The organism is Athalassotoga sp., assembly GCF_049965695.1.
GTDB lineage: Bacteria > Thermotogota > Thermotogae > Mesoaciditogales > Mesoaciditogaceae > Athalassotoga.
In genome coordinates this window covers 29320-41334 of the sequence record NZ_JBMFWB010000010.1, presented here as the reverse complement: position 1 = coordinate 41334, position 12015 = coordinate 29320, and the positions used below count along the sequence as shown (strand labels likewise).

At 40.6% G+C, this 12015-nt stretch carries 10 protein-coding genes and 1 tRNA gene; all 11 read right to left on the bottom strand.

Annotation, left to right across the window (positions count from 1 at the left end; translation table 11 throughout):
* Positions 1 to 10: 10 nt before the first annotated feature.
* Complete coding sequence (rpsG, locus tag ACP5NR_RS04545) at positions 11 to 478, bottom strand: 30S ribosomal protein S7 (protein ID WP_428004423.1); 468 nt, start codon at positions 476 to 478, stop codon at positions 11 to 13.
* An 18-nt stretch (positions 479 to 496) separates the two neighbouring features.
* Complete coding sequence (gene rpsL, locus ACP5NR_RS04540; protein ID WP_428004422.1) at positions 497 to 880, bottom strand: 30S ribosomal protein S12; 384 nt, start codon at positions 878 to 880, stop codon at positions 497 to 499.
* Between the two features lie 162 nt (positions 881 to 1042).
* Positions 1043 to 2449 (bottom strand): DEAD/DEAH box helicase, encoded by a 1407-nt coding sequence (locus tag ACP5NR_RS04535; RefSeq protein WP_428006036.1) that lies wholly within the window; start codon positions 2447 to 2449, stop codon positions 1043 to 1045.
* 140 nt (positions 2450 to 2589) lie between these two features.
* Positions 2590 to 4164, bottom strand: a complete 1575-nt coding sequence (locus ACP5NR_RS04530) for a 5'-nucleotidase C-terminal domain-containing protein (RefSeq protein ID WP_428004420.1) — start codon at positions 4162 to 4164, stop codon at positions 2590 to 2592.
* Between the two features lie 77 nt (positions 4165 to 4241).
* Positions 4242 to 4316, bottom strand: a tRNA-Pro gene (locus ACP5NR_RS04525).
* 63 nt (positions 4317 to 4379) lie between these two features.
* Positions 4380 to 5159 (bottom strand): SAM hydrolase/SAM-dependent halogenase family protein, encoded by a 780-nt coding sequence (locus tag ACP5NR_RS04520; RefSeq protein WP_428004419.1) that lies wholly within the window; start codon positions 5157 to 5159, stop codon positions 4380 to 4382.
* Positions 5160 to 5323: 164 nt separating this feature from the next.
* On the bottom strand, positions 5324 to 5689 hold the full coding sequence (gene acpS, locus ACP5NR_RS04515; protein ID WP_428004418.1) for a holo-ACP synthase: 366 nt from the start codon (positions 5687 to 5689) through the stop codon (positions 5324 to 5326).
* Entirely contained in the window at positions 5686 to 6291 is a 606-nt protein-coding gene (locus ACP5NR_RS04510; protein ID WP_428004417.1) for a hypothetical protein, read from the bottom strand. The genes acpS and ACP5NR_RS04510 overlap by 4 nt, the downstream gene beginning before the upstream one ends.
* Positions 6292 to 7455: an alkaline phosphatase family protein gene (locus tag ACP5NR_RS04505; RefSeq protein ID WP_428004416.1), complete on the bottom strand. Its 1164-nt coding sequence runs from the start codon at positions 7453 to 7455 to the stop codon at positions 6292 to 6294.
* Positions 7452 to 10256 carry an ABC transporter permease subunit gene (locus ACP5NR_RS04500; RefSeq protein WP_428006035.1) on the bottom strand — a complete coding sequence of 935 codons (2805 nt, stop codon included), beginning with the start codon at positions 10254 to 10256 and terminating at the stop codon, positions 7452 to 7454. Before ACP5NR_RS04500 ends, ACP5NR_RS04505 begins: the two co-directional genes overlap by 4 nt.
* Positions 10253 to 11962, bottom strand: coding sequence for an ABC transporter permease subunit (locus tag ACP5NR_RS04495; protein WP_428006034.1), 1710 nt, complete (start codon positions 11960 to 11962; stop codon positions 10253 to 10255). The genes ACP5NR_RS04500 and ACP5NR_RS04495 overlap by 4 nt, the downstream gene beginning before the upstream one ends.
* Positions 11963 to 12015 lie beyond the last annotated feature (53 nt).

The following is a 12015-nucleotide window of genomic DNA, read 5'->3' as shown; positions in this document are numbered from 1 at the left end:
TTTACGTTCATCACCATCTATAATGGGCAAAGGCCCTGTTCGCTTCGGCCATCTTTTGCACATCCTCGCGCTTTTTAACGGCTGTCCCTGTGTTAGAATAAGCGTTGAGAATTTCCTCGGCTAATTTCTCACTTATGGGCCTTCCTTTCCTGGCTCTTGCGGCATCAACAATCCATCTTACACCCAAAGAAGTTTTTCTGGGATCCTGAACTTCTATTGGCACCTGATAAGTTGCTCCTCCGACTCTTCTTGGCCTGACTTCAAGAACTGGCGCAACGTTTTCAAAGGCTTTTTTTAAAACCTCAAGTGGTTCTTTGCCACTCTTTTCTTTTATTATATCAAGAGCGGTGTAAAAATCTTTTTGGGCAACGCTTCTTTTCCCATCCCACATTATCTTGTTTATGAATCTTGTGACCAATTCATCATGATAAACGGGATCAGGTGAAACTTTTCTTACTTCAGCCCTTCTCCTTCTCATTCTTAATACCTCCAAAGATCATGCAGTTTGCTTTTTTGGGCGTTTAACACCGTAACGGCTTCTTGCCTTTTTCCTGTTTTCAACACCCTGGGCATCCAACGTACCTCTTATTATCTTGTATCTTATTCCAGGCAGATCCTTGACTCTTCCGCCCCTGACAAGCACAACTGAGTGTTCCTGAAGGTTGTGTCCTTCACCGGGAATGTAAGAGGTAACTTCAGCACCATTCGTTAACCTTACCCTTGCTATTTTTCTTAAAGCAGAGTTAGGTTTTTTTGGCGTCATGGTAGAGACACGAATGCAAACCCCTCTTTTTTGAGGGTTACCGCCAAGCGCCGGAGACTTACTTTTGGTTTTTAATCTTTCTCTTCCTTTTCTAATCAACTGATTAATAGTAGGCATTTGATGACTCTTTGCCTCCTTCAAATTCAAAATTTGTTAATGCTTAAGTATTCTACAACATAAACATATACTCAGTCAAGCACTTTTTTAATGGCGAATTGTATACCAAGTCAGTTTCAAATTCCGAATCGCAGCGATGGCAGATGCCCCATTCGCCGTATTTCATTTGCTGCGCGTGCGTGCTGTTTTTCTATACGGTTTGTTTTCGCCTTTGCTGAATTTTGAGTATTTTCTTGAACTGCTTTTGCGCGAATCGTTTGAAAATTCACGAATTTTTTCTATCGCCCTGAACTCTCTTTTTCTGAAATTCTTTTCACTTATCTTCAAAAGTGCCGCGATAACATCGATGTCCGGAAATTCTTCAAGCAATGCTTTGGCTTTCTTAAGATACATTTTGTAGTTTTCGTCCATAAGTTCAACTTTGACACGGTTAACGAGAACCGATTGACTTTTGTCTTCAATCTCTTCGATAGAAGGTATCTCAAGTTTTTCTATCTTTGTTTTGGCATATCTTTCTATCTCATGTAATTTGTAAACTTCTCTGCCGGTCACAAATGTAAAGGAAAGACCTGATTTTCCCATTCTGCCGGTACGTCCTATTCTGTGAATGTAATATTCGTTGTAATTTGGAAGATCGTAATTTATGACCATTTCAACATTCTTAATGTCAAGTCCTCTTGCTGCGACATCGGTTGCAACGAGTATTTTCGTGTTTCTCGACTTAAAAGTGTTCATAACTTTATCTCGCTGGCTTTGCCTTATGTCACCATGGATCGCGTCAACGGAATAATGATTTTCCTTGAGAACGGTGACAAGATCATCCACGCCTTTTTTCGTATTGCAAAATATCATGGCGCTTTGCGGATCGTAAATGTCGAAAAGCCTAAAAAGCAATTCGCTTTTATCGCTTTCTTTTACCAAAAAGTAATGTTGTTCGATATTTTCAACCGTTAATTCCTTTGAGGGTGCTTTTATGAATTCCGGAGATTTCTGAAATTTCTTTGTCAGATCTATTATAGGTTTTGGCATCGTTGCCGAAAACAAAACCGTCTGTCTTTCAGAAGAAGTCTCATTCAAAATTGCCTCTATATCTTCTATGAACCCCATGTCAAGCATATCATCGGCTTCGTCGATCACGACCATTTTAACGTTGGCCAGTTTAAGCGTTTTTCTTCCGATATGATCAAGTATTCTCCCAGGTGTGCCGACGACTATCTGCGGTCCTTTTCTTAAAGCCTTTATCTGATAAACTATTTCCTGACCACCGTAAACGGCCACAACTTTTTCTGGATCTGCGATCTTTCTGAACTCATCAGCAACCTGAATTGCAAGTTCCCGTGTTGGACATAGGACAAGAATCTGAAGATTCTCTCCTTTAAGATTTTCAATCGCTGGCAAAGCGTAAGCGAAAGTTTTCCCCGTCCCCGTCTGTGCCTGCCCTATTACATCTTTTCTATCGAGAATTGCAGGAATCGTCATCGATTGTATAGGGGTTGCCTCGTCAAATCCCATTTTCTCCAACGTTTTTAATGTCTTTCCCGACAGATTTAAATCTGAAAATTTACTCATGCTTTCTTCCTTTCTTTTTCACAAATACGGAATGATTATACAGGTAAAATAATTCGTTAACAATTTCTATCTATTAAGAATTAGTTAACAAAGGTCGTCTCCTTAGAGACGACCCAGGCCATCACTTACTTTTTAACTGCTCACTGCTTTACTTCTGTCCATCTTGGGGTAAACGGATAAGCGTCTATCGGGCTTATGCTTTGTATGTATTCTTTGACCACATCCGCAAGCACATAGCCTGTATTGTAAGATTGAGCATTTTTAAGCATCGAGTAATTGTCTCCACCGTTTGCCATGTAATCGTTTGTCGCTATTGTGTATATTTCATCCGGATCTATTTGCTTACCCTGCAAAAGTATATCTTTAACGCCATCAGGAGTTACAGTGTAGGTCAGACCCCATTCGTTCAACCTTGCACCGGTATCTTCAGGGTGCGCTACCGCTCCCCATTGAATTGCCTTCAAAAGATCGGATCCCTTTATCTTCAATATCACAACTGTGTTTCCAAACGGGAGCACGGTTAAAACCGTTTTGTAGGTTATCGTACCTGCCGGAATAGGGGCACGAATTCCTCCACCATTCATGAAAACTGCCTGAACTCCCATACTCTGGAATTTCCATGCAACGGCATCCGTTATCAAATGGCCTATAAGAGTATCTGATTTTCTTGGACTGTCATTTGCATTGGCAAAATCAACCTTTGAAAATCCTATTGGTTCGTTCAACTTTTTCGATCCGACAAGTTGGTAGGCCGTCAAAAGATCGTTTACGGCTTCATCCGGTTTTATATCTTTAGAAACCGTTATCAACTTATAGGTGTAATTTGTTACCCTTCCGTTTTCCACGATCAAATCAAGCCGCGCTATGTATTTTGAATAAGACCCAGCCTGAATTATCAAAGTGCCATTGACGTCAAGAGGAGAGGTAACGGTCGTATGGCTGTGACCGTCGAGTATAGCCGCCAGCCCTGAAACACTTTGGGCAAGAGATACACTTCCACCGTAAGGACTGTTGGGAGGATCGAGTTTTTCGATTTTCGAAACAACAGATGGGCTGCCGGCAACACTTTCTTCACTGTATCCAAAAATGCCAAGGTGTGTCAACGCTATGACTATGCCATCAGGCCCAACCATTTTCTGAAGTTCTGGAACGTACTGCTGGGCAACCGTATCGGGAGATAGAAAATCGTAACCTTTGACATATTCAGGATTGCTTATGTACTCAGTTGTTTTTGTCGTTAAACCGAGAATTGCAACTTTTAAATCCGGAAAATTTTCGATTAAGTAAGGATCACCGAGAGTCTTGTCTGTGCCTTTGTAGACTATGTTGGCAGAAAGGAATGGAAAATCGGCCCACGCCATTTGCCTTGAAAGTACCGACCACGGATGATCAAATTCGTGGTTGCCTATTGTCATTGCGTTAAGTCCCATCATATCAAGCGCAAGAATGTCAGGCCTTGCGTAAAGCATATCTGATTCGGGGATACCCGTGTTAACATCGCCAGCATCAAGGAAAAGAAAATCCCATCCGTTTGACTGCGCTTCAGTTCTGATTTGATTTACAATCGTTGCCATAGCCGCAAATCCCCCGTAATTGCCGTAAGGCCATGCATGTCCATGTGTGTCGTTGATCTCGAGGATGACAAGATGCGCCGACATTGCCATGACTGACACGATCAAAAGCAAAATCGTGAAAATCACGAAACTTTTTTTCATGTTCCTACCTCCCTTGTAAAATTAAAATCCAGCCTTAAGTCATCTTGTTCAGATGAACGCTGGATTTCGTTTATGTATGGTCGGGGCGACTGGATTTGAACCAGCGACCCCCTGTGCCCAAGACAGGTGCGCTACCTCTGCGCTACGCCCCGCATTACGGAAAAAGTATACCATAAGATATTCAAAAAGGCAATAGTTGATGTGCCCTTTCAGTTTCAGTCCAAATTTTGCAGCACTATTTTGTCTCTCTTTTTTAATTTCAGAATTTCCGATGCCTTGCCGGCACTTGAAGATATTTCGATGTAATTTGAACTGTCGACGTGGGCGAGAATTAATTCATGTTTTCCTTCAGAATAATTATTTGTCAGAATTGCCCTTTTCCCATTTACAAGCATGTAGTTTCCGGATATACCGGCCGTTTGAAGATCTTTCAGACTTATCGTCGTTTCTATATTTCCAAAACCGTCGATGTACGCCACGACACTTTCCACCTTACCTGTGTTGACAAAAACACCTTCAATTTTTATGGTTTTAAGATTTTCAACAGCCCTGCCAAACTCATAAGGTGCTATTCCGCTGTCTATGTAGGCGGCTGCCGGCGCAAAAATATCCCTTCCATGAAAGGTGGATGACGGCGGATATTTGTACATATATTTTGGGTTTTCTATCATGTAAGCCGATTTTACGTCTTTCAATTCGATTAGCCTTGTGAGCACACCGTTATCGGGTACGACACAATATTTTTCATCTATGCTGACAACAACAGCCCTTCTGTCAGATCCAACCGTCGGATCGACAACGCAAAGCAAAACAGATCCCTTCGGAAGATCGTCGAAAACTCTTTCGATCACGTGAGATGCTTCCTCCACGTCGAATGGTTCTATGTCATGTGAGATGTCTATAACTTTGGAATCTGGAGAAATTGAGTATATGACACTTTTGGCAACTCCCACGTAATACGATTTATATCCCCAATCCGAAATGAAAGATATCATTTTTTATCCTCCAAAAATTCAATATACTAAACCAGTTTTAAATTCCGAATCGCAACGATGGCAGGTACCCCACTCGATGTCTGGTCCTCGCAGGCTGCGGAGGCCATTTCGGAGGCATCCTGCCCATCGCTTAAATTAAATGAACATTCGACTTTTAAAGTTATTTAAGTATAGTTTTTTCTGCTCTCAATCACGACAACCGCAACTGCCATGCCGTTGTCATGAGAAAGAGATACGTGAACAAAATCAAAACCGTATTTTTCTTTTAAAGCATCAACAACCGCATTTTCAAAAAGATGCGGTGCTCCCAGATCATCCGGAACAAAAGAAAGATCGGACAGTTCAACGTCCCTTATGCCCGTGCCCAAAGCCTTAAAAAAAGCCTCTTTAAGTGCAAATCTGCCGGCCAAAAACTCTTTGGCTTGACGCTTTTGCCACAATTTCATCTCTGCTTCCGAAAATATTCTTTTTGCCAATTTTTCATCAACTCTCGAAATTTCGAGAATATCAATCCCTATCCCTTTTATCATTTCAAATGCTCCATGACGGTGTAATCGAGATCGAGATGCGAAAGATATTCTTTTGTTATAACGGCAAGGTAGACGTAGATGTATATAGTCAAGGTCAGAATTGAAAGTATTAAAAAGACAATGCCATTTCTCTTTTTAAATGAAGCGGTGCTTGATGATGCGCTGTTTATATGATGATTTACGTCATCTTCTATCAACTGATGAACGTAAAATCTTTTCGATATCACGTCAACAAGGATGACTAAAAAGAAAAAATTGATCAAAACCGCTAAAACGATCGGCATCGGTATGTAAAGGTTTTTGAGATTTATCGTGTATATCGAACCCATCAAAAATTCAAAAAATCCCGAAAGCAAAAAGAGCCAGTAATAACCTATCGTGGTAGTGGGAAAATCGTCCAAATCTTTTTTCAGATCGGCAGGAATGTTTTCGGCGTATGATTTGTAAAGTGCTTTTTTGTGTTTTATATGGTCATCCACCGATCTTGATATTTTGTACATCACGTAATAAATGACAAACGGTAAAAAGATCGAAAGGATTATCCAGATGTAATTAACCGAATTTTTAATATCCTGTTCATGATACTCTTCCATCTTATTCATTTAAATCACAAAAAGGGGAATATCCATTTCCGCTTCCGATAGCCCTCCGTGTTTTCCTTTCATCTGATGTTCATTTCCGGTATATTTTACCACAAATGAATAATCATTCCTTGGAACGGCTATGAGATCGCCTATGCGCATTATCGATTTAGGATTAGGAATACCCGGGCCAAATAATCCTTCATCGAGAAATTCCATTGAAGAATGAAATTCAACGTTCGATCCGAAGGTTCGTTCACCTTCATCGATGGTCTTTTGCGGATCTTTTGTGTAGAGATACATGATCCTCGGCTCTCCCGTAGGTAAAATTTGTAAAGTCGAGACAAATTTATCTTCCGGTTTTATGTGATATTCATGCTGCCATGGTGTGTGAATCTGACCATGATCGGCCGTTATGATAAAAACGGTATCGTCTTTTACTTTATCCGAAAGCCTTTCGTAAACGATATCTTCAAAAGTTTTGAGCACAAGTCTGGATTCTTCAATGTACTCCTCGGAAGATGGCCCATAAATGTGTCCCATGGCATCAACCATAGGCCAGTAAGCGTAAATGTAAGAAAACTTTTCAGATTCAAGGCTATTTCTGAGTTTAACCATCATATCGATTATGTCAAAATAACCCTGAACGGCAGATCCGTGATCGTGAATCTTGGAAAGGCCGCTTTCTTTGAAAGAGGAAGGTATTATTATAAGTGGATTTGCACCGTAATTTCTTAAAGGCTCGTATATGGTTTTAACATCGAGAAAAGTTGAAGGATTTGCGCCTCTCGATATCAAAGTGTCACGTGGCATTCCTATCGGTGAAAAATCTATCATGTTTGCAAGGGTACCAAATTCTTTAAGGTAAAGTATGTATCCTAACATGCCATGTTCAATGGGCGATGCAGCCGTTGCGAGCGTTGTAAGCACGTTAACCGTCGTCGAAGGAAAAACAGACGATATTTTTTTGGGTTTATCGATGTGTTTAAAGTTTGAATTTTGAAAAAGATTCAAAGCGGCATCGTATCCCAACGCATCGATCAAAATCATGACAACCCGCTTTGCACTTTCAAATTTCGGCCCAAGATATTCTTTCGGCAGAGGTTTGTGTAATGGCACGACACCGAATTTCGAGACGATCGAATTTATCAAACCCAAAAGGGATTTTTCGTAATCTACTCTCATCCCTTCACCGATCCCTGCGTTAAACCTCCGACTATAAATCTTTGCAAACTCAAAAAGAGTGCCAATATAGGAATCATTCCGATCAACGCCGCCGTTGTCATAAGACCCCAGTTAGTTGAATACTGGCTTGTTGCAAAGGATTGGAGTCCAACCGCAAAAGTGTAATGATTTATACCGGACATGATTATGGATGCAAGTATGTAATCGCCGTAGTTTCCTATAAAACTCAGGATAACCGTAACCGCAAGCACCGGAGCCGAGAGCGGAAGTATTATCCTCCAGAATGTTTGGAATCTCGTTGCCCCATCGACCATCGCGGCCTCTTCAAGTTCGGTCGGAATTGTATCGAAAAACCCTTTTATAAGCCATGAATTGAATGCAATTCCGCCACCTATGTAAAGGAAGGCAAGACCGCCAAGAGAGTTAAGGCCAAGGAACGGTAAAAATTGGCCTATGTAATTCAGCAAAAGGTACAGAGCGACCATTGCCATCATAGTTGGAAACATCTGTATGAGCAATATGCTTATCAAACCGTATTTTCTGCCGGGAAATCTGAGACGTGAGAATGGATAGGCCATCAAAGCAGAAAGCAAGACTGTTATCACGGCAGCACTTCCGGCAACGATTATGCTGTTCAATAGCCATAAAAGGAAAGGTGGCAAATATTTTACCTGCCAGTCTTGAGTCAAATAATAAGATGTGTTGTTTATGGAATTCAACCTCCCGCTTATGTCTTTGAAATAAGGCAACGCCGCGAGTTCGTTCGTCCTCCTTGAAATTATTCCGAGTGCCGGCGCTATGACTGAAACGTATTGATTCTGGTAGAGATTGTTCATGGCGTTTATTTCGTTTACGCTGAACGGGAAGCCAAGCAAGTTTATGTCTATGTAAGCGTTGCTTCTTTCTTTGAGGTTCGATATGTAATTACCGTATTGAGCGTTGAAAGTGTTGAATTGTGACGTCGTTTGCAAAGTAAGGTTAATCGTGTCCATCAATTTTTGCGTGTTAAAAAACTGATCGTACCTCAACGAAGGAGGAATAGGCTGGATATCTTTGTAAATTGAAGAATTCACAAGCGTACCGTAATATGCGTTGAGATCGCTTAAAAAAGTTGCGGCACTTTCAAAAGTACCTATTTTTGCTTCGTCGGCCTTTATGACAGGCACCATCAAGATAGTTTTAAAGTACAAAGAAGATAAGGATATTTTAGAGTTTATGTCATTTATTTTTTGCTGCATGGGCGGTATCTCAGATGAAATTTCTGAAATTGTTTTGTTTATTTGAGGCACTTCGGAGGCTATCTTATCATATTTTTGGGCCGAATCATCGTAATTTTGAAGAACGGACAAAGACATCGAAAGACCCGATTGCAATTTCAAAAGCGCTATCGGAAGAGAAGATTTGACATTCGAAATTGCATTTGAATTCATATTCGCGAATATCAAAGACTGATTGTTTTGAATGTACTCAAGATCATCAAGAATTCTTTGAACCTGCGCCGTTATAGAATCGAAAATCTTATATTTCGAAGAGATGCCAACCCAATTTTTGACCTGAGATATGTAAGATGAAACATCGTAGAAAACTCCGTTTTGCGTCGAAGGTGCGGTTTTCCCCTTCAACGCATCTTTCATGACGGAAATCATGTCATCAATTGCCATGGCCGTTGGCACTATGTTATTTGAAAAGATAGAAACCTGAGATGCATCGTAAGACATAGAACTGAGTAAAGCGGTGGAACTTGCCATCATCGTACTCAATTGGGTTTGAAGCGTTGAATAAGTGTTGTTGAGATTTGTTATAGAAGATTGAAGCGTACCCACAAGATCGCTTCTTACATTTTGAACCTGTGAAATCGCATCGGAAACACTTTTATCGTAAACTGTCTGGGCGGAATTAACCTTTTGAATCGCAGAAAAAACAGAAGTTTTTATGTTTTGAAGTTGCCCGCTTGCCGTTGATCCAAGGGTGTTAGAAAGATTTATCGTATCCATGTTTATGCGCCTGAGATAAACCGGAGCAAACCACTGGCCATAGTTAAAAGTACCGTTTTTAAGGGAATCGATGGTTTCCTGATAAGCCCCGACGAGATCTTTGGCCGTTTTGTTATCTGCGTTATTTTCCAGAAGAATCTGCGAAACTTCTCCGGGTACGTTAGAAAGTACGGACACAACCGAAGCCATGGCGTTGACGTATGTTGCCCGTGCCGTCAGAATGTCCGGGAAATACTGACCTGCTATTTCTATCGCCTGTTGCGTCTGAGAGGCTTTGACGGTATTTAGAGTATCGTAAAGGCCTGCCAATTTGTAATTTTGATCGAGTGTGCTGAATTTATTTGAAAGATATGCTGAAATTGTCGAGAGATACGTCATATCCATCCCGGCATTTGATTTGACATTTTCAATTGCCTCAGACTTCGCTTTCGGAATGAAATTGACCGATATCCAAGAAGCGTTAGACGTTATAGAATCGTTCATCTTGGAGGTGTCTTTGAAATACCCGTCAAATGTGTTAAAATCGCCGTTTAGCGTGTTTAAAATTTCTCCTTTGCTCATTTTGTTGTAAGGAGTTCCGAGACTGTAAATGTTCGATATTTCGTTGTAAAGGGCCGGAACGTTTTTCTTTTCGAGAATCAGATCGACGTAATTTTGCCATGTCGTTTGCCCTGAGAACAAATTTGGACTTATGGAAGAATTGTCCCTTCTTATAGATGTCATGAAAATCCATAGAATCGGAAATAAGACCACCGCTATGACGGCTATGATTATTATGTGCCTTACAGGATGAACTTTAAACATCATTTGTTCACCTCTTCAAAAGAACCCGACAATTTGAAGTTTATGGCACTGATGACTGCTATTATAACAAAAATAAGTATGGATATCGCAGCCGCAAGACTGTAATTACGTCCCGCCGCTCCGCCGAATGCGAGGTTGTAGGTGTAACTTAAAAGTATATCCGTTTGTCCGGCCGGAGTTATTGAGTTGGGAATAGGAGGATTGCCTCCCGTTAAAAGATAGATGACGTTGAAATTGTTGAAGTTAAATGCAAATGATGCTATAAGCAAAGGTGCAAGCGGCGTCATAAGTAATGGAAAAGTTATCGTCCAGAAAGAATGCCATTTAGAAGATCCGTCTATGGAAGCGGCTTCATAAAGATCATCCGGAATTGATTGCAACGCTCCCAAAGAGATAACCATCATGTAAGGAAAGCCAAGCCACGTGTTGACCAAAAACAGCGCGACTTTTGCCCAGAAAGCATCTCCAAACCAATTTATCGGTGCTAAGTGTAACCATTCTCCCAAAAATATCCTGTTTATTATTCCAAAACTCACGTTAAAGAAGCCTACCCGGAATATTATTATGGAGATAAATGCGGGTATTGCCCATGGAATTATGAGTAAAGTTCTGTAAATCGTTCTCAGTCTCATCTGCCTGTTGTTCAAAACCACGGCAAGGATCAACCCAACTGCAAAAGTAAAGAAGACACTCAGCGCAGCCCATTCAAATGTCCATATAAAGACCGTTAAAAACGGAGAAGTTATCTGCTTGTTTGTCAAAAGCGATCCAAAATTCGAAAAGCCAACGTTACCGTAATAACCGATTATCATGGTCTGTTTGCCTGTGGTTGGATTTACATTCCAAAATGCGTAATCGTGTTCAACCACAGGCTGATTCGTCATCGTGTTGACAAGTACTGTTTTCTCGACGTTACGTCCATTTTCCACGACAGGCATGGTCGAGAGTATGTATTCATATTTGGCCGTAACCAATTTGTTGAAACCATAGGTGGTCGTAAAAAAGAGCGTGCCAAACTGAGAGTTTATGAATTCGGTGTTGCTCAATTCCGGTCCATAATTAACGTTGAAAAATTTCAAATTCGGAAAGGTTGTTTGATCCGAAGGACTGTAAAAGTAATTGTAATTTTGACCGTCAACCGAAATCGCTATTATCTGTGAAGGATCTTTTAAAGACCTCACAAGTGAATAACTGACACCATTTATAGAAACCGATCCATTTGTTATCATCTCAAAATTGCTTACGTATTTGGCATTTCCGGTTTTAATCGGGGAATTTGCTATGTACAAATTTCCATCGGAATCTTTCAAAAGCATCACGAAATCATCCGTTGGTTTGTAATCTTGGTAAAGCGTGTAAACGGAATAATTGAAAAATTTTGGATTGGGACTTATAACTATTGTATCAAGCATTATGTTGACAGCCTGATCTCGCGTCCACATGTATCCCGTTTCATAATTCTGAAATGCAAGTTGAACGGTGAAATATATCGGGTAAACGGTAAGGATCATCAATATTATGATCGCAGGGACCATGTATTTAAAAGGATATCCTTTTGGATTTATAAGTGCGTAATCTATAAAGATAAGCAACAAAACGACTATAACACCAAGCGCGTAAGAACCATTTGCCATCAAAAGCGTTATCGCCCAGGCAAGTATTGCATCTATAACCGCAACAGATACCCAAAGAATCGTCTTTTTTAACAAATTAATCCCTCCGTTATAAATGTAAGGCGGGATAATTCCCGCCTTACGAAATT

Bases quoted from the DNA above. Each gene is read 5' to 3' on its own strand.
- rpsG (WP_428004423.1), bottom strand. From the start codon at position 478: ATGAGAAGGAGAAGGGCTGAAGTAAGAAAAGTTTCACCTGATCCCGTT.
- rpsL (WP_428004422.1), bottom strand. From the start codon at position 880: ATGCCTACTATTAATCAGTTGATTAGAAAAGGAAGAGAAAGATTAAAA.
- ACP5NR_RS04535 (WP_428006036.1), bottom strand. From the start codon at position 2,449: ATGAGTAAATTTTCAGATTTAAATCTGTCGGGAAAGACATTAAAAACG.
- ACP5NR_RS04530 (WP_428004420.1), bottom strand. From the start codon at position 4,164: ATGAAAAAAAGTTTCGTGATTTTCACGATTTTGCTTTTGATCGTGTCA.
- ACP5NR_RS04520 (WP_428004419.1), bottom strand. From the start codon at position 5,159: ATGATATCTTTCATTTCGGATTGGGGATATAAATCGTATTACGTGGGA.
- acpS (WP_428004418.1), bottom strand. From the start codon at position 5,689: ATGATAAAAGGGATAGGGATTGATATTCTCGAAATTTCGAGAGTTGAT.
- ACP5NR_RS04510 (WP_428004417.1), bottom strand. From the start codon at position 6,291: ATGAATAAGATGGAAGAGTATCATGAACAGGATATTAAAAATTCGGTT.
- ACP5NR_RS04505 (WP_428004416.1), bottom strand. From the start codon at position 7,455: ATGAGAGTAGATTACGAAAAATCCCTTTTGGGTTTGATAAATTCGATC.
- ACP5NR_RS04500 (WP_428006035.1), bottom strand. From the start codon at position 10,256: ATGATGTTTAAAGTTCATCCTGTAAGGCACATAATAATCATAGCCGTC.